The organism is Asticcacaulis sp. AND118 (assembly GCF_020535245.1).
GTDB lineage: Bacteria > Pseudomonadota > Alphaproteobacteria > Caulobacterales > Caulobacteraceae > Asticcacaulis.
The window spans coordinates 2,579,681-2,597,214 of the sequence record NZ_CP084910.1 but is presented as its reverse complement, the minus strand read 5'-3'; the positions used below and the strand labels follow the sequence as shown (position 1 = coordinate 2,597,214).

The following is a 17,534-nucleotide window of genomic DNA, read 5'->3' as shown; positions in this document are numbered from 1 at the left end:
ATACCTCCCCGACTTGTCGGGGAGGGGGACCATTGGCGGAGCCAATGGGATGGGGTGAGCAATTGAATGGTCTGGGGGATCGTTCAATATGCGCAAGACGCCGTAGGCAAGGTGCAGCGAACGCGATCTAAGTCAGAACCCCCACCACCACATCTCACCGCGGCTGTGCGGTCCCATCGCTTGCGAAAGCTATACTTTCGCGCGCTATACCCCAGTAAACTGGGGAGGTATAAGGGAAGGGGCTTACGCCGCGTGGCCTTCAGCGCGGCGCATCCGCCAGAAGCGGATGGTGCGCAGCGCCGTTTCGCGCGGCAATTGCTCGTACAGCTTGCCGTATTCGGCGGCCTTGCCCATCGCATTGTCCTGCGACGCCAGCATGATCATGGCATAGGTCAGGAACAGCGACTTTTCGAGATCGGCCGCCTTACAGGCGATGGCCAGCGCGTCGATTTCACGCTTTTCGACGACGTGCTTGGCCGTCAGGAAGTCGATATCGGCCATGATGGCCAGGGCGCACAGGAACCAGGTCTGGTTCGGGTCGCGCATATAGCGCGCAAGCAGGGCGGGGGTCAGCTTCTGGTTATTGAACAGCGCCTCGACCTCGCCCATGATCTTCTCATAGTCCGTGGGGAAGGAGCCGTGGGCGATGGCGACGGTGTTGCGCGACTTCGACAGGGCCTGTTCCAGAACGGCGGGATCGACCTTTGCGTTTTCCTGCATGATGCGTTCGCGCAGGCGGGCTTCGACGACGAAGTACATGTCGTTCATCAGATCGAGGGGGAAGTCCTTGCGGTTGACGATGGCGTCGTGCAGGGCCGGGCTCGTCTGGGCGCGGTGGACCACGACCTCGTTGGTGGCGCGCGACAGGCGCGCGCCGTCGTTGCGCAGCAGGGTGTTGACCGTGGTGTCATCGCCGCGTTCGACGATGACGCCCGACACGGCTTCGGTCACTTCCTCGCGCTGAGACACGGCGCGCAGGTGGTCCTGACCCTTGGTCGACACGACGTGGATCAGGTCGCTTTCGGTCAGGGCTTTCGAGCGTTTCAGGATGACTTCGGCGACCTCGATATCGTCGCTGGCGAGACGGCGCAGCAGGCCCAGCGGGGCGACCTTGGCCTCGGCCAGCGTGCGCGCGATTTCGGCGCGGACGACGCTCTCCATCTCGGACGACAACTGGCTCATCACCTCGTCGTACAGCGCCATTTCGGGCCCTTCGACCTGTTCGGGATGGGCCATGAAGACGCTGGTGACCTGACGCAGCAGTTCGCGGCGTTTTTCGGAGGACGGCTCCTTGGCCAGGGCGATCAGGTTGTTGAGGGGCAAGGACATGTGAGAGCCTTAAAGCGTTTTGTCTTTATCGGATTTCGGGTCGGATTTGGTTTTATCGGTCGTCTTCGCGGTCTCTTTCTGAGGCGCGGTTTTCTTGTTTTTGTCGTCCTGAGTCGGGGTCTGGACGGCGTTGGGATCGAGCGCCAGATCGCCGCCCGAATGCGGCGCGGGGTCGGGCTCATAGCCATAGGCGCGGTGCAGCGAATAGAAGCGCGGGGTTTGCGACGCATTGGTGGCGCGGCTGCCCGGCACAAAGGGCGTGTAGGGCTCGGCGGATTCCTGCTCGGCGGCCTGCGCCAGAGGGGCCGCCGCTGTGGGCGCGCTGGCCTGTCTGGTCTCGGCGGCCTTGACCTCGGCGGGCGTGGTGGCGGCCTTGGGGACAGACTTGTCGGTCTGAACCGGTTGGGCCGGGGTTGCGGCGCGCGCCTCCAGTTCCGGCGAAACGCGGCCGGCATATTTGCTGTTCGGCGGCAGACGGTAGCCGCTATCCGGCAGGGCCTGCGGCTGGACCGGAGTCTGCGGGGCTGGTTGAGGCTGGACTTGCGCTTGTACCGGAGCCGGAGACTTGGGTTGAGATTGGGTTTTCGGCTGCGTCACCGCCGTTTGGGCTGCGGTTTCGCGCTCCATGGTCTCGGCGCTGACGATCGGCGGTTTCGGTGTCGGCAAGGGCGCCGGGGTTGCGACGCGCGCCTGAGGCAGCATTTTGGGCGGTTGCGAAGCCGGACGAGCTTCCTGAAGGCGTTCGCTTGGCGACGGAATCCAGCCATAGGCCGGATTGGGCTGCGGCGGCGATTGCACGCGCTCCTTCACCGTCGGAATCCAGCCAGGGTTGGGGGTCGCCGGGGGGGGCGTTTGCGGGGCAGGCCGGGCATAGGCCTGAGCTTGTGCCGGAACGGGAGGCGGTGAAGCGGGTTGGGCCTGACGGACCGGCGGCGCATAGGAACGCAGGGTCGCCTGAGGCTGGGGTTGCGGCTTTGCCGGAACCGGTTGGGGCGGCGCTTCAGGTTGCGGCTGCGGCGCAGGGACCGAGGTTTGAGGTTGCGCCTTCGTCTGAGCCGGAGCCTTGTAAGCGCGCGGGGCGTCGAAGCACGATTGCGGCTGCGGCGTCCAGTTGGACGCCAGTTCGGGATGCGGCTGGGCTTGCGGGGCAGGCGCGGCGGCCTGAGGTGCAGCGGGGCTTGCCTTGCCGCGCCAGTTCAGATCGTGCGTATAGGGATTGCCGACCTGACCGTAGGGAGAGGCGGGAATGTCAAAGCCGGGCTGACCCGTCGCCGCGTTGGGCAGGGCGCGTTCCAGCGGCGTCGCGGGCGCGGTTTGCGGCTGTTCGGGAGCCTGTTGAGCGACGCTTTTGCCGGGCCAGTCGAGATAGGGCCGCGCCTGCGCCAGCGCCGATACGGGCGCGTAAACGGTCAGGCCGAAAAGGGCCAGACCAAGGGCGGACAGACAGGTTCGACTATGAAGGGGCATGAAACGCGGCAGTTTCCGGAAAGGTTGCAACCCGCTTAACCTAACCTCTGCCGCTTAATATTGCCCTAATGGCACAGGGATACGCCTCGCCGTGCGGTATCCGTTACCCCAGCGCCTCGCGTTTTTCCTCAAGCTCAAGCCATTCCATCTCGCCGTTTTCGAGGTCGGTTTTCAGCTTTTCCAGTGTCTTCATCAACGCCTCGAAGCGCGCCGGGTTTTTGGCGTAGAGGTTCGGATCGCCCAGCGCCGCCTCGGTGTTGGCGATCTCGGCCTGCCATTTGGGCATCAGGGCGTTGAGGTCTTCGAGACGCTTCTGGTCCTTGTAGGACAGCTTTTTCGCCGGGGTTTTCGGGGCGGGGGCCGCAGGGGCAGAGACTTTTGCCGGCGCCTTGGTTGCCGGGGCCTTGTGGCTCAGTTCGGCGAAGAAGTCGGGGTTCTGACGCAGGAAGTCCTGCCAGCCACCGGGTGTTTCCACCGCCTTGCCCTTGCCGTTCAGGGCGAGGGTCGAGGTGGCCAGACGATCGATGAAATCGCGATCGTGGCTGACGAGGATCAGCGTGCCGTCATAGTCGGCCAGCATCTCTTCCAGCAGGTCGAGCGTGTCCATATCGAGGTCGTTGGTCGGTTCGTCGAGCACCAGCAGATTGGTCGCCGAAGCCAGGGCGCGGGCCAGTTGCAAACGGTTGCGTTCTCCGCCCGACAGCGATTTGACCGGCTGACGCAACTGATTGTCGCGGAACAGGAAGTCCTTGGCGTAGGCGGCGACGTGGCGCGGCTGCCCCTGCACCATGATCTGATCCGAGCCGGTATTGGCCAGCGCGTCCCACAGAGTCTCCTCGCCTTTCAGCGTGTCGCGGCCCTGATCGAGATAGGCGACCTCAAGCGCGGTGCCGAGGCGGATTTCGCCCTCATCGGCGGGGATCTGCCCGATCAGCAGCTTGACGAGGGTCGACTTGCCCGCGCCGTTCGGCCCGACAATGGCCAGCCGGTCGCCGCGCAGGATGCGGGTCGAAAAGCCCTTGAGCAGTTCCTTGTCGCCGAACCCCTTGGAGACGTTTTTCAGTTCGGCGACCAATTTGCCCGACGTGCCGCCGGAATCGATGCTCATTTCGAGTTGACGCGGCAATTGCTTGGTCCGCTCCATCTTTTCGGCGCGCATGGCCTGAAGGCGTGCGGCGCGGCCTTCGTTGCGCGTGCGCCGGGCGGTGATCGAGCGGTAGAAGGTGTAGGTTTCACGCTCGATGGCCTTTTCGAGACGGCGCAAGGATTCGGCCTGTTCTTCCATGATTTTTTCCGACCAGGGCTCGAACGACGCATAGCCGGCGTCGAGGCGCATGACCTTGCGGTCGTGCAGCCAGTAGGAGCGCTGGGTGACACGCTCCAGGAAGGTGCGGTCGTGGCTGACGATCAGGGCGGCGCCCTTGAACTGACGCAACTGGTCTTCGAGGGCTTCGATGGCGAAGATGTCGAGGTGGTTGGTCGGTTCGTCGAGGAAGATCAGGTCGGGTTCTTCGGCAAACGCCTTGGCCAGCGCGGCGCGGCGCTTTTCCCCGCCCGACAGGGAGGCGCATTTCGTCGCCGGGTCGATGCCGAAGGTGTAAAGCTCGGCTTCGGCCATATAGGGCTCCGCGCCGTCCGACGTCACCCAGTCGAGCACGGTGTCGCCGACGGGCTGCGGCTCCTGAAGCACATAGGCGTAGCGCATCCCCTGCATGACGACGCGCTCGCCCGAGTCGGCCTCGATCAGCCCGGCCATCAGGCGCATCAGGGTCGATTTGCCTGCGCCGTTGCGACCGACGAGACAGGCCCGCACGCGCGGCTCCAGCGCGATGTCGACGCCGTCGAACAGCGGGTTCATGCCGTCCATCAGGCGGACGTCTTTCAGGGCGAGCAGGGGGGCTTTGGCGTTCATAAAAGCCTTTTGCGAAAAGTGGGAACCGGCTTTCGCCCAAAAAGGCGATTAAGCGGGATGCCGCGGGTTTAGCGGTTTCGGTGTTCTTTGCAAAGTGTTTGAATATCGCGTATGGGCGAGGGAAATTGCCCCTCACCCTAACCCTCTCCCCGCATGCGGGGAGAGGGGACACCGAAATTCCCTCTCCCTGTTTACGGGGAGAGGGTGGCCCGCAGGGCCGGGTGAGGGGCTATCTCAAGTAAAGTTCGTGATGACCAAACCCTTCTGGCAGACCAAGACCCTTTCCGAAATGACGGTGCCCGAATGGGAATCGCTGTGCGACGGCTGCGGCCTGTGCTGCCTCATCCGGCTTGAGGACGAGGATACGGGGGAGATCATCCCGACGCGCGTCCATTGCCGGCTGTTCGATTCGGGCACCTGCGCCTGCTCCAACTATCCGCAGCGGCACACATACGTGCCCGACTGCATCAAGCTGACGCCGCATAATATCGAAGCGCTGGAATGGATGCCGGGCTCGTGCGCCTATCGCCGCCTGCACGAGGGCAAGGACCTGCCGCGCTGGCATCACCTGATCTGCGGCGACCGCGAAGAGGTGCACCGCCGGGGCGTGTCCGTACGCGGACAGACCCTTTCCGAAACGGCGTTGGACGACCCCGAAGACGCCATCGACTTCGCCGCTTTCGATCTGTTGGAAGACCGCTCGGATAAGGGCGAATAAGGCCTATATTTCGGCCTTCAGCCCATCGAAGGTTTCCTGCAGCAACGCCGCGACCGGGCGTTTGCCGCCTTCGCGGTTCAGCGCTTCGAACGACAGCCGTATCGCCCCCATCGACAGCATGGCCACCAGCCTGAGACCGGTTTCCCGATCCGCCGCGGGCCAGCGTTCGCGCAGAGCTTCGAACAACGCTTTTTCGTGCTGGACGTAACTGGCCTGTTTTCGCGCCTGAACCGCTTCGCTGGAGCGCATCAGGCGGTCGATGGCGATCATTTCGTCGGTGGGAATAGACGCGCAGGCCCTGATGACCGCGTCGCGCACCGCATCGAGGGGGCGTTTGTCCGGCGCTTCGGCGCGTAAGGCGGCCGTGATCATCTCGCCCATGCCGCTTTGCAGAGATAGCAGGATATCGTCCTTGGACTTGAAATAATAGAAGAAGGTGCGCCGGGAAATGCCGGCCGCCATCGCGATGTCATCAAGCGTCGTCGCGTCGTAGCCCTTCTCCAGAAACAGGCACATCCCCGTATCGGTAATGCGTTGCAGGGTTTCGCGGCGCTTGCGCTCGCGCAAACCGTCCCTGGGTGGAGGCGTCAGCAGATTCGGACCTTCGGCGCCGGGCATAAAAATTTCCCTTGGTGTAAAATCGCACTTAGTGTAATTCATTTTACACCAAGTGCGATTTTTTGGAAAGGCAAAGCTCATGGTCAGGTGGACGGCATCCAATATTCCCTCGCAGAAAGGCCGTCTGGCCGTTGTCACCGGCACCGGCGGGCTCGGCTATGAGGATGCGCTGGCTCTGGCGCAGGCCGGGGCCGAGGTGGTCATTGCGGGGCGCAATCCGGATAAGGGCACCCAAGCGGTCGCTAAAATCCGCAATCTGTTGCCGGCGGCGAATGCCCGCTTCGAACCGCTCGATCTGGCCAGTCTCCGCTCTGTCGGGGCCTTCTGCGAACGGTTGAAGGGCCAGAGCGATAGCCTCGATTTGCTGATCAATAATGCCGGAGTCATGGTGCCGCCCAAACGACTGGAGACCGAGGACGGATTCGAGTTGCAGCTTGGCACCAACTATCTGGGGCATTTCGCGCTGACGGCAGGGCTGATGCCTTTGCTGCGCAAGGGGCGCAATGCCCGCGTGGTCACCCTGTCGAGCGTGGCGGCGCGCAGCGGGGCGATACAGTTCAATGATCTCAATGCCGAACGGGACTATAATCCGATGCGCGTCTACAGTCAGTCCAAGCTCGCCTGCCTGATGTTCGCGCTCGAACTGCACCACCGCAGCGAAGCCGGTGGCTGGGGCGTCACCAGCATCGCGGCCCATCCCGGTATCGCGCGCACGGACCTCCTGCACAACGCGCCCGGCCGCTGGAGCGCCACGGGTCTGACGCGGAGCCTGCTGTGGTTCCTGTTTCAGCCCGCGTGGCAGGGGGCATTGCCGACGTTGTTCGCCGCGACCTCGCCACTGGCGAAGGCGGGGGCCTATTACGGCCCGGATGGAATGGCGGAGATTCGGGGCTTCCCGACCGAAGCGCAGGTCCCGCGGCAGGCGCTGGATGCCCAGGCCTCTGAACGTTTGTGGGCGGTTTCGCAAGCGCTGACGGGCAGCGCTTTCTAAGAATGGATCATGCCTTGCTGCGATGCACAGAAGGCAGAGAGGGCGAACCGAATGCAGAAAAATAAAAGGCCGCGGTTTCCCGCGGCCACTTTTCTAAAATTTTTCAAACACACTTAAAGTAACGAGTGATGCCTTTACGACGACGCACCGGGGAGGAATGTCCATCTTATAGCTGAACTTCATGACAACTTTTTGCAGGTGCGCTGTAAATAAGGTAGGGGACTGTCCCCGCTGAATATAAGAATTTCATAAACCCGATCCTTGTCTTAATATTTATAGTTACCGACTTTATCCCCGCATTCCGGAACCGTTGTACAAATGGGTCATGGACGGAAATGCGCTCACACCCCAGGACATCGCCATCATGCGTCAGGCCCAAGACCACGCGCTCCCTGTCGAACTGGCTGGAAGCGCGCTTTCCCGGTGCGCGCATCGTGCCGGAGTTGGATGCCCTGCCGGCCCTGTCGGTGGAGCGCGAAGCCCTGTGGGCACGGCTCAATGCGGCCGCCTTCGTCAGCGAGGGCGAGAAGCGGAGACTGGCGGGCCTGAGCGCTTCTAAAACGCGTGAGGGGAGAGTTGATGACTGAGATTTTCACCGGTGGCGTCATCGTCACCATCATCCTGCAATCGGCGGCGGCGCTGATGTGGTTCGGCCGGGCGGGCGCGCGACTCGATACGCTGGAGGCGCGCCTGCAGCAGCAGGCCGGCGTCGTCGAGCGTCTGGCGCGGCTTGAAGAACAGGCGCTCGCCACCCGCGCGGCGCTTCAGCGCATCGAGGTCAAGCTCGATCAGGAGCGCGGCTGATGGTGCCGATCGAAGGCTATGCCTCGCGTTTTTACGAGCGCGATCTCAATGACGACGTCGTTGTGCCGGGCGCCTTTCGCGACAGCCTGATCCGGTCCGGGCCCGAAGGCGCGCGGATGCTCTATCAGCACAATGTCAGGGCGCCGGTCGGTGTCTGGGATGAGGCGGTTGAGGACGAGACCGGTCTGTTCGTCCGTGGCCGGATTTTGCCGGTGACGCCCGAAGGGCGCATGGCGGCGGCGCTGGCCGAAGCGGGCGTGATCGACGGGCTGAGCATCGGTTTCGAGGCGCAGAAGACGCGTTCTGACGAGACGGGCCGCCTGCGTGTGCTGAGTGCGGTGTCGCTGTGGGAGGTGTCGCTGGTGACCTTTCCCATGCTGCCCAGCGCGCGGTTCAGGATGGCGCCGACAACTTCCCTTCTCCCTTGAGGGAGAAGGTGGCGGAGCGGAGCGACGCCGGATGAGGGGGAGTACCTCTCAAGGTGTGGCTCCCCCTCACCCCAACCCTCTCCCTCAAGGGAGAGGGGGTTTTAGGAGACATAGATGAAAGAAACCAAACACGCGGTCGCATCGACCGAAGTGCGCACCGTGCTGCACGAAGTCCTGACGGCCTTCGAAGCCTTCAAGACCGCCAATGATCAGCGCCTCAGTGCGCTGGAAAAGAAGCAGTCCGATCCGCTGATCGACGACAAGGTCGAGCGCATCGAACAGGGTCTGCAAACGGCGCAGTCGCGCCTCGAGCGCCTGATGAGCCACACGTCGCGCCCGGAACTGTCCGCCGCACAGGCGCAGCCGGACGAGGTCAAGGCCGCCTGGGACGGCTATATGCGTTCGGGCCGCGTGACGGTGGAGCTGAAGGCCGGGCTTTCGACCGCTTCGGGGTCCGGCGCGCTGGCGCCCTACGAGACGGAACGTTTCATCGAGCGTCGTCTGGCGCAGGTGTCGCCCCTGCGCTCGCTGGCGACCGTGCGCACGGTCAGTTCGACCACCTTCCGCAAGCCGATCTCGACCGCGGGTGTTGCCGCCGGCTGGGTCGCCGAAACGGCCTCGCGCCCGGAAACCGACCCGGCGACCCTGTCGCTGATGGAGTTTCCGGCGGCCGAGCTTTACGCCTCGCCTGCCGCGACGCAGGCCCTGCTGGACGACAGCTTTATCAATCTCGACGAATGGCTGGCCGCTGAAATCGAGGACAGCTTCGCCGCGCAGGAAACGGCGGCCTTCGTCTCCGGCGACGGCACGAACAAACCGCGCGGCTTCCTCAGCTACACCACCGTGGCCAATGCGTCGGCGGCCTGGGGGCAGATCGGCTATGTGGCCAGCGGCGCGGCTTCCGGCTTCGCCAGTTCTGCGCCGACCGACGCGCTGATGGACCTGATCTACACTCCGGCGGCGCAGTATCGTCCGAACGCGCACTTCGTGATGAATCGTCGCACGGCGGCTACGATTCGCAAATTCAAGGACGCCGACGGTCACTATGTCTGGCAACCGACCCAGCAGGCGGGGCAACTGCCGCAACTGCTCGGTTATCCGGTGCAGGAGATCGAGGCCATGCCGGACATCGCCGCCAACGCCACGCCGGTGGCCTTCGGTGACTTCGCGCGCGGCTATCTGATCGTCGATCGCGCCGGCCTGAGCGTGCTGCGCGACCCCTATTCGGCCAAGCCCTATGTGCTGTTCTACACCACCAAGCGCGTCGGTGGCGGCGTGCAGAACTTCGATGCGATCAAGGTGCTGAAGATCGCGGCGAGCTAACGGCTACATACCTCCCTGGCTTTGCCGGGGAGGGAGACCGCACGAGCCGAAGGCGAGATGTGGTGGTGGGGTATCTTGCCAACCTATCCGCACACTCGGTCGTTGAACCTAATCAATAACCCCCACCACCGCATCTCGCCTTCGGCTCGTGCGGTCCCCCTCCCCAACACGTTGGGGAGGTATAAGCGGAGCTCCCCCCATGTCCGATCCTGTTTCGCTCACTGAGGCGAAGCTGTTCTTGCGCGTGTCTCACGACGACGAGGACACGCTGATCGCCACCTTCATCGCCGCTGCCGTGGCGCGGCTGGAAACGGCGCTGGGCCTGACCCTCGATGAGGCGTCTCCCGCGCCGTTGCGGCTGGCCGTGCTCGATCTGGTGGCGCGCGCCTATGAAACGCGCGGCGAAGGTGGCGTCTCACTCGAAGGGCTTGAGCCGTGGATCACGCCCTATCGTGAGGTGCGGCTGTGAGCCGGCTTCGCACTGCGCAACTGAAAACCCCGGCGCGGGTGTTTACGATCGTCCGCACAGAAACGCCCTTTGGCGGCGTCACGGAAACGCGGCAGTTCGAGGGTGTGACCTGGGGTGATTTTGCCCCGCGAACGCCTTCGGACGGCGTTTCCGGCGACGCGCCTTCGCGGCTTCGTCAGTATGCGGAATTTACCTGCCGCTCCGCCGCCTCCGCCGTGCGCGGCAGCGTGCTGACTACCCGCGGTGAAGACTGGACCGTCCTGTCTGTGTCGGCCGATGCCGACGCACAAATCCTGATAACTGTTGAAAGGAGGCGGTGACATGCCGCTCGACCCCCTACGCGATCTGCAAAAAGGGCTGATCGCGCATTTGAAGGCGCATACGCCTCTGAAAACCTGGCTCGGCGCGACGGTGCGCGTGCATGACGTTGTGCCGCCGGAGCCGATCTATCCCTATGTACTTGTCGATCGTGTCGAAGCCCAGCCGTTTGGCGGAATCGGCGTCGATGCCACCGAACAGGTGGTAACGCTGCGCGTGGTGTCGGATTTCGACGGCACCGAAGAGGCGCGCGCCATCGCCAGCGAACTGCGCGTGGCGCTCGATCAGGCGCAGGTGGCTCTGGATGATCAGCATCTGGTCAGTCTGCGCATCACCTATCTCGATGTGTTTCGAGGGGCAGACAGAACGGTCTACGGGCTGGTGCGTCTGCGCGCCGTGACGGAAAGGATCGCCTGATGACCCTGCAAAAAGGCCGCGACATGCTGCTGAAAATCTCGGACGGGACGGGTTTCGTCACCGTGGCGGGACTGCGGGCGCGCACCGTGTCGCTCAATGCCCGCGCCGTCGACGTCACCGATTCCGACAGCCCGAACGGCTGGCGCGAATTGCTGGCCGGAGCGGGCGTGAAGTCGCTGTCGGTGTCCGGCTCCGGCGTATTCAAGGATGCGGCATCCGACGCGCAGATGCGCGATGCGTTTTTCGCTCAGACCGCACGCAACTGGCAGATCGTCGTGCCGGGCTTCGGCATCTTCACCGGCGCGTTTCTGATCGCGGCGCTGGAATATGCCGGCGAGCACGATGGTGAGGCGACCTTTGCCCTGACGCTGGCTTCGGCGGGCGAGGTGGGCTTCGATGCGCTCTGATCCGGTCAATGCCGCGCGCGGCGAAGTGCTTGCGTCGCTCGGCGGTGCGACGGTGCGCCTGTGCGTGACGCTGGGGGCGCTGGCGCAACTGGAAGCGCATTTCGGCGTGCGCGGCTTTACCGCCCTGTCGCAGAGCCTCGCGCAGATGGGGGCGCAGGATGTGCTGACCGTGCTGCGCGCGCTGTCGCGGGACGCCTTGCCCGCCGTCGAAACCGTCACCCTGGGCGAAGCGGTCGCGGCCATCGTGGCGGCATTTCGCGCGATGAACGGCGATGACTGACTGGGGCGCGATGATGCGCGTCGCCGTGCGCGATTTGCACCTGTCGCCCGCCGATTTCTGGCGCTTGAGCTGGCGCGAATGGGTGTGGCTGACGGCGTCGCCAAGTGCACGCGTTCTGCCGCGCGATGATTTTGAAGCTTTGAAGAGGGCGTTTCCCGATGACTGAATCCGGTTTGAATGGCCTGACGCAACAGGCCAATGAGGCGGCTGTCGCCCTGCAGGCGCTGAAGGGCCCGGCGGAGGAAACGGCGGCGAGCATCGAAGCGGCCTTCGGTAAGGCCGGGGAGTCGCTGGCGCGCAGTCTGGGCCGCGCGGCCAGGGACGGCGAAATCAGTCTGGGTGAACTGGCTTCGGCACTGATGACTGCCGTCAATGCCGCAGGTGGCGTATCGGGCGGCGGTTCGCTGTCGTCCGTGTTAGGTGAAGTCTTTGCCGGTCTGGGCGGCTTTGCCGGCGCGCGCGCCGATGGCGGTCCGGTGACCGCAGGCGGCGCCTATCTGGTCGGTGAGCGCGGGCCGGAATGGTTCCGCCCGGCGACCGCGGGACAGATCGAAACTGCGACCGGTGCGACGATCAATCTGACTTTGAATATGTCGGGTGGACAAGACGGTCTTGTCCGATCGGAGGCGCAGATCGCCGCCGCCTTGCAACGCGCGGCGCGCATGGGATCGAGGTAGGCCATGTTCCATGAAGTCACCTTTCCGGCGCGTCTGGCCTTCGGGTCGGGGGCCGGGATCGAGCGGCGCGTGCGCGTCACCACGCTGGCGTCGGGGTATGAGCAACGCATCAGCGCCTGGGCGCTGGGGCGGCGGCGCTACCTGATCGGCGCCGGCATCCGGCGTATGGCCGATGCGGCGGCGCTGCTGAGTTTCTTCGAGGCGCGCGAAGGGCCGTTATACGGGTTTCGCTTTCGCGACTTTACCGACGGCACCAGCGGCGAGGGCGAGAGCGTCGACCCGCTCGATCAGGTCATCGCTACGGCGGATGGCGCGACGCGTGCGTTTCAACTTCTCAAGACCTATGGCACCGTGGTGCGGCCCATCCGCAAGCCGGTGGAAGGCAGCGTGTCGGTGGCACTGAACGGGGTCGAACAGAGTGCCGGTTTCAGCGTCGATCACACGACGGGCATGGTCACCTTCGATGCCGCGCCGGCTGAAGGTGCGATCGTGTCCGCCGGCTTCCGTTTCGACGTGCCGGTGCGCTTCGACGCCGACCGTATCGACCTGACGCTGGAAGGGTTCGATGCTGGGCGGGTGGTGGCCATACCGTTGATCGAAATCCGGGTATGACCGGCTTTTTCCTGACAATCTGAGGATATCATGCGCGATATACCCGCAGCCATTTCCGCCGCCCTGACCGGCGGCGCGGCGAAGCTTTGCCATGCGTGGATACTGACGCGCGACGACGGCGAACAGATGGGCTTCACCGATCACGACCGCGATCTGTGGTTTCAGGATGTCGTGTGCGTTGCCGGCAGCGGCTGGGCCGCCGGAACGGCGCACGGTGAACTGGGGTTGGAAAGTGGAGACAGGTCTGTCTCTGGCGTGCTGTCGGCAGCGGCTTTAAGCGCCGAGGACATCCGCGCTGGCCTGTATGACGGCGCGCGAATCGCTACCTATGTGGTCGACTGGACCGACACGCGGCACTTTGTGGCGATGGGGTCGGGCAGGCTGGCGCGTATCGAAATGCGCGGTCAGGATCAGGCTGCGTTCGTCGCCCATATCGAAGGGCCGGCCGCCCGACTTCAGCGCATCATCGGACGGCGCTATACGCCTTTGTGCGATGCACGTTTGGGGGACGCGCGCTGCGGTCTGAGCGATCCGGCAGGCACCTGCGACAAGCGCTATGCGACCTGCCGCGACCTGTTCGCCAATGTGGTCAATTTTCGCGGATTTCCGGATCTGCCGGGCGAAGATTTCGTCACCCTTTATCCGCGTTCGGGCGATGCCCTCGACGGCGCGTCGCGCGGTGGTCGGTCATGAGGGCGCAGGCTTTGGCCGAAGCGCGCCTCTGGCTGGGCACGCCCTATCAGCACGGACAAAGCGTGCGCCGTGTCGGCTGCGATTGTCTGGGGCTGGTGCGCGGCGTATGGCGCGGTTTGTACAGCCGCGAGCCCTGTGCGGTTCCGGCCTATACAGGCGACTGGGCGGAAGTCGGGGCGACAGAAAGGCTGAGAGCGGCTTTCGATCGCTGGCTGGAGCCATTGCCGTTAGTCGAAGCGCGGGCCGGTGATGTGCTGATCTTCCGTATGCGGGATAATGCCGTCGCCAAGCACACGGCCATCCTCAGCGCGGGTAGCGTCTACGATCCGCGCGCGCAACTGATCCATGCCTATTGGGGTCACGCGGTGACGGAAACCTGGCTGGGGCGCTGGTGGCGAAGGCATCTGTGCGGGGCATATGCGTTTCCGGTTGCACCTGATTTTAACCCCACCGTCGCCTTTGGCGGCACCTCTCCTAAAATTCGGGGAGGGACTTTTCAAAGAGATTTATCATGGCGCAACTAACCTTGATGGGGCTGGGGACGGCGCTGGGCGGGCCCATTGGTGGCGCCATCGGCGGGCTGCTCGGCAATGCGGTCGAGCGGACGCTGGTCAGCACCTTTTCGCCGGTGCGTCAGGTCGGTCCGCGCCTCGAAGGCGTGCGTATAACCGCCGCCGATCAGGGCGCGCCGATCAAGCAGGTCTATGGCCGCGGGCGCGTTGCCGGAACCGTGCTCTGGGCCGCGCGGTTGAGGGAAAACCGCAGCACCACGCGCGCCTCGAAGACTGCGCCGGGCACCGAGAATTTCAGCTATTCGCTGTCGTTTGCCGTGGGGCTTTGCGAAGGGCCGATCGACGGCATCGGACGCATCTGGGCCGACGGACAGTTGCTCGATCAGACAGGTTTGTCTTATCGCCTCTATCGCGGTGAAGAAACCCAGATGCCGGACGAGCTTATTGTGGCCATCGAAGGCGATGCGCCGGCTTATCGCGGGCTGGCCTATCTGGTGTTCGAGGATCTGCCGCTGGCGGCCTTCGGCAATCGCCCGCCCAACCTGTCGGTCGAGGTGTTTCACCGGCCGCAGGGCGACGGGCTGGAGACGCTGATCGACGGCGTGTGCCTGATCCCCGGCGCGGGTGAGTTCGTCTATGCGACGACGCATAATGCCGTGCTGGAGGGCTTGAGCGGGGCGCGTTGGGAAACGTTAAATAATGCCGACGGGCAGCCGGATTTTCTCGTCTCGCTCGATCAGCTTGAGGCACACCTGCCGAAGGTGAAGCGCGTCAATCTGGCGATTAGCTGGTTCGGCGACGGCCTCGATGCCGGTGCCTGTCGCATCCGTCCGGGCGTCGAACAGGCGGTAAAGAGGACGCGGCCCGAAGTGTGGTCGGTGGCCGGCATCGGGCGTGACGAAGCCCATCTGATCAGCACGCAGGACGGGCGTCCGGTCTATGGCGGCACGCCGTCCGACGCGTCGGTGATTGCGGCCATCCGTGTACTGAAACAGCGCGGCTATGAGGTCACGCTGGTGCCGTTCATTCTGATGGATTGCGCGGGTTTTCCCTGGCGCGGGCGAATCGCATCGACGCACGACCTGACCGCGCAGGCGGCGGACGATGTGGCGGCGTTTTTCGGTGCGGCGGAAGGATGGGGGCTGCGCCGCTTCGTGCGGCATCTGGCGGCGCTGGCCGTCGAGGCGGGCGGCGTCGATGCGGTGCTGCTGGGGTCGGAACTGCGCGGTGTGACGACGACCCGTTCTGATGCCCTGACCTATCCGGCGGTGGCGCAGTTGAAGGCGTTGGCGGCAGAGGTGCGCGCGGTGGTCGGGCCGGACACCAAGCTGTCCTATGCCGCCGACTGGAGCGAATATTTCGGGCATCATACGGGCGACCACGCGGTCTTTCATCTAGATCCCTTGTGGGCCGATGCTGACATAGATTTTGTCGGTATCGACTGGTACGCGCCGCTGACCGACTGGCGCGAGGGCGACCATACTGATGCCGAAGAGGCCGAGTCGATCTACGACCCGGCCTATCTGGCGTCGCGCGTGCGTGGCGGGGAGGGTTTCGACTGGTACTATGCGTCATCAGAAGACAAAGACGGACAGGTCCGTTCATCTATCGCCGATGGCGCGTTCGGTGAGTACTGGATGTTCCGCCCGAAGGATATTCAGGGCTGGTGGGCAAACCCGCACCATGATCGTCCGGGCGGCATCCGGCAATCAGCGCCGACAGACTGGGTACCGCAATCCAAGCCGATCCGTTTCGTCGAATATGGCTGCGGCGCGATAGATAAGGGGCCGAACGCGCCCAATCTGTTTGTCGATCCCAAATCGTCCGAAAGCGCCGTTCCGCCCTATTCGACGGGGGCGCGGGACGACCGGGCGCAGCGGTCCTACCTGACGGCGTTGAGCCGGTTTTACGCCGATCCGGCGAATAATCCGGTCAGCACGGTTTACGGCGCACCCATGCTGTCGGGCATGAATGTGTGGTGCTGGGATGCGCGGCCTTACCCCGATTTTCCGCGACGTGCGGAGATATGGGGCGACGGCGGCAATTGGCGCACCGGGCACTGGCTGAACGGCCGGGTCGGGTCGGCGGACGCGAAAAATCTGCTGAGCGCAATCGCGGCACAGGTCGGGTCGGAAATCGACGTTTCCGAAGTTGAAGGCGTCATCGATGGCTATGTTATCGAACAGCCGATGAGTGCCGCCAGTGCGATGGAGCCTGTCCTGTCTTACCTGGGGCTCGATCTGGCGGAAGCGAATGACGGGTTGAAGATAATCGGGGCGCAAACCGCGATCGCCTTGTCGCGCGATGCGTTGGCCGATCATGAACGCGAACCGGTACTGGCGCGGCGTGAACTGATCGAAGCGCCGTCGGCCCTGACGCTCCGCTGTTACGATCTCGACCGCGACTATCAGGTGCAGGCGGTTCATGCCCGTTCGGATATGGCGGGCGGAAGCCTGATGCAGGTCGATCTGGGGCTGAGCCTGTCGGCGGCGCAGGCGCGTGACTTTGTCGGTCGGACGCTTAATGAAGCGCGGGGCGTGCGCGAGGCGGTAACGCTCGATCTGTCGCCGGCGGATGTGCTGCGTTTCGAGACGGGCGACGAAGTGCTGTTCGAGGCCCTGCGTTACCGAGTGGTCGAAATCGATCTGGCCGAACGGCCTTGCCTCACCCTGACGCCGGTGAGCGAGCGCACGGCGGTCATACCTTACGAGCCGTCCGGCGGCGGCGGTGTGACCAAGGCCATACTGACCGGGTTCTACCTGCTCGACCTGCCTGGTTTCGGCACCGACGAGACGAACGCGCGTCCGGTGCTGGCGGCGACGGCTGTGCCGTTTACGGGTGTGGATGTCTATGCCGGGGCCGGGGCGAGTGCGCTCACCCTGCGGGGCCCTGTCACGCGCCCGGCTTCGGTGGGGTATACCCGCATGGGTTTGCCTTCGGGTCAGTCGAATAAGCTGAACAGACCGGCCTGTCTCGATATTTACCTCGAAGGGCTGGTTCTACAATCCCGTTCCGAGGCCGATGTGCTTGAAGGCGCGAATTTCATCTGCGTGATGGGGACAGGCGGCGAGTGGGAGATCATCCAGTACCACAGCGCCGAGCTGACAGGGCTGCGTCAGTGGCGGTTAAGCGGACTGATCCGCGGGCAATGGGGGACGCGCGCTCTGCAGATCGTCGAAGGGGCGTCGGTGATCCACCTGTCCGAAGTGGTGCGCGCCGATATGCCGGATGCGGAGCGTGGACTGCCGCGCCTGTGGCGGGCGGGATTGTCCGGGTTCGGAGGGACTGCGGATGGGGCCATCGATCTGGAGACGGCGTGGGCGGGTGTCGGCCTCCGACCGCGCGCGCCTGTGCATGGCCGGATGCGGCGGCAATGTGACATGTGGCGTCTGAGCTGGATACGCTGTGCTGTGCCCGCTACGGCGGCGATCATCTGGACTATGAGCCGCCGCTTGAGGACGGATATGAAGCCTATCGTCTGCGCTTTTATCAGGGTGCGGAACTGCGTCGTGAAGTGGATGTAAGGGAGAGCGTCTTCGACTATGGGAGCGAAGCGGCC

Annotated in this window: 21 protein-coding genes; 17 read left to right on the top strand and 4 right to left on the bottom strand. The window is 64.2% G+C overall.

The window, feature by feature from the left end:
• Positions 1–243: 243 nt before the first annotated feature.
• From LH365_RS12470 to LH365_RS12460, 3 genes are all read right to left on the bottom strand, one after another.
• A complete protein-coding gene (locus LH365_RS12470) occupies positions 244–1,329 on the bottom strand; it encodes a DUF2336 domain-containing protein (RefSeq protein ID WP_226743961.1) in 1,086 nt (361 codons plus the stop codon).
• 9 nt (positions 1,330–1,338) lie between these two features.
• Positions 1,339–2,796 (bottom strand): hypothetical protein, encoded by a 1,458-nt coding sequence (locus tag LH365_RS12465; RefSeq protein WP_226743960.1) that lies wholly within the window; start codon positions 2,794–2,796, stop codon positions 1,339–1,341.
• A 103-nt stretch (positions 2,797–2,899) separates the two neighbouring features.
• Complete coding sequence (locus LH365_RS12460) at positions 2,900–4,708, bottom strand: ABC-F family ATP-binding cassette domain-containing protein (protein ID WP_226743959.1); 1,809 nt, start codon at positions 4,706–4,708, stop codon at positions 2,900–2,902.
• A 250-nt stretch (positions 4,709–4,958) separates the two neighbouring features.
• Here LH365_RS12460 and LH365_RS12455 point away from each other — a divergent pair, with 250 nt between their 5' ends.
• The gene (locus tag LH365_RS12455; RefSeq protein ID WP_226743958.1) at positions 4,959–5,426 is read left to right on the top strand and encodes a YcgN family cysteine cluster protein; all 468 of its coding nucleotides are present in this window, start codon (positions 4,959–4,961) and stop codon (positions 5,424–5,426) included.
• 3 nt (positions 5,427–5,429) lie between these two features.
• On the opposite strand, the gene LH365_RS12450 is transcribed toward LH365_RS12455, so the two are convergent.
• On the bottom strand, positions 5,430–6,044 hold the full coding sequence (locus tag LH365_RS12450; RefSeq protein WP_226743957.1) for a TetR/AcrR family transcriptional regulator: 615 nt from the start codon (positions 6,042–6,044) through the stop codon (positions 5,430–5,432).
• A gap of 79 nt (positions 6,045–6,123) precedes the next feature.
• On the opposite strand from LH365_RS12450, the gene LH365_RS12445 reads away from it, so the two are divergent.
• From LH365_RS12445 to LH365_RS12370, 16 genes are all read left to right on the top strand, one after another.
• Entirely contained in the window at positions 6,124–7,035 is a 912-nt protein-coding gene (locus tag LH365_RS12445; RefSeq protein ID WP_226743956.1) for an SDR family oxidoreductase, read from the top strand.
• Between the two features lie 335 nt (positions 7,036–7,370).
• On the top strand, positions 7,371–7,622 hold the full coding sequence (locus tag LH365_RS12440; RefSeq protein ID WP_226743955.1) for a hypothetical protein: 252 nt from the start codon (positions 7,371–7,373) through the stop codon (positions 7,620–7,622).
• A complete protein-coding gene (locus LH365_RS12435; protein ID WP_226743954.1) occupies positions 7,615–7,839 on the top strand; it encodes a hypothetical protein in 225 nt (74 codons plus the stop codon). The genes LH365_RS12440 and LH365_RS12435 overlap by 8 nt, the downstream gene beginning before the upstream one ends.
• A complete protein-coding gene (locus tag LH365_RS12430; RefSeq protein ID WP_226743953.1) occupies positions 7,839–8,267 on the top strand; it encodes an HK97 family phage prohead protease in 429 nt (142 codons plus the stop codon). The genes LH365_RS12435 and LH365_RS12430 overlap by 1 nt, the downstream gene beginning before the upstream one ends.
• Positions 8,268–8,381: 114 nt before the next feature.
• The gene (locus tag LH365_RS12425; protein WP_226743952.1) at positions 8,382–9,590 is read left to right on the top strand and encodes a phage major capsid protein; all 1,209 of its coding nucleotides are present in this window, start codon (positions 8,382–8,384) and stop codon (positions 9,588–9,590) included.
• Positions 9,591–9,789: 199 nt separating this feature from the next.
• Positions 9,790–10,059 (top strand): head-tail connector protein, encoded by a 270-nt coding sequence (locus LH365_RS12420; RefSeq protein ID WP_226743951.1) that lies wholly within the window; start codon positions 9,790–9,792, stop codon positions 10,057–10,059.
• Positions 10,056–10,379, top strand: coding sequence for a hypothetical protein (locus LH365_RS12415; protein WP_226743950.1), 324 nt, complete (start codon positions 10,056–10,058; stop codon positions 10,377–10,379). Before LH365_RS12420 ends, LH365_RS12415 begins: the two co-directional genes overlap by 4 nt.
• Position 10,380: 1 nt before the next feature.
• Entirely contained in the window at positions 10,381–10,794 is a 414-nt protein-coding gene (locus LH365_RS12410; RefSeq protein WP_226743949.1) for a DUF3168 domain-containing protein, read from the top strand.
• Positions 10,794–11,201, top strand: a complete 408-nt coding sequence (locus tag LH365_RS12405; protein ID WP_226743948.1) for a phage major tail protein, TP901-1 family — start codon at positions 10,794–10,796, stop codon at positions 11,199–11,201. Before LH365_RS12410 ends, LH365_RS12405 begins: the two co-directional genes overlap by 1 nt.
• Positions 11,191–11,481, top strand: a complete 291-nt coding sequence (locus LH365_RS12400; protein WP_226743947.1) for a GTA-gp10 family protein — start codon at positions 11,191–11,193, stop codon at positions 11,479–11,481. Before LH365_RS12405 ends, LH365_RS12400 begins: the two co-directional genes overlap by 11 nt.
• On the top strand, positions 11,474–11,647 hold the full coding sequence (locus tag LH365_RS12395) for a phage tail assembly chaperone (RefSeq protein WP_226743946.1): 174 nt from the start codon (positions 11,474–11,476) through the stop codon (positions 11,645–11,647). The genes LH365_RS12400 and LH365_RS12395 overlap by 8 nt, the downstream gene beginning before the upstream one ends.
• Entirely contained in the window at positions 11,640–12,158 is a 519-nt protein-coding gene (locus LH365_RS12390) for a phage tail tape measure protein (protein ID WP_226743945.1), read from the top strand. The genes LH365_RS12395 and LH365_RS12390 overlap by 8 nt, the downstream gene beginning before the upstream one ends.
• 3 nt (positions 12,159–12,161) lie before the next feature.
• Positions 12,162–12,770 carry a DUF2460 domain-containing protein gene (locus tag LH365_RS12385; protein ID WP_226743944.1) on the top strand — a complete coding sequence of 203 codons (609 nt, stop codon included), beginning with the start codon at positions 12,162–12,164 and terminating at the stop codon, positions 12,768–12,770.
• A 30-nt stretch (positions 12,771–12,800) separates the two neighbouring features.
• On the top strand, positions 12,801–13,463 hold the full coding sequence (locus LH365_RS12380; RefSeq protein WP_226743943.1) for a DUF2163 domain-containing protein: 663 nt from the start codon (positions 12,801–12,803) through the stop codon (positions 13,461–13,463).
• Positions 13,460–13,987, top strand: coding sequence for a peptidase P60 (locus LH365_RS12375; protein ID WP_226743942.1), 528 nt, complete (start codon positions 13,460–13,462; stop codon positions 13,985–13,987). Before LH365_RS12380 ends, LH365_RS12375 begins: the two co-directional genes overlap by 4 nt.
• Entirely contained in the window at positions 13,975–17,499 is a 3,525-nt protein-coding gene (locus tag LH365_RS12370; protein ID WP_226743941.1) for a glycoside hydrolase/phage tail family protein, read from the top strand. Before LH365_RS12375 ends, LH365_RS12370 begins: the two co-directional genes overlap by 13 nt.
• The last annotated feature ends 35 nt before the right edge of the window (positions 17,500–17,534 follow it).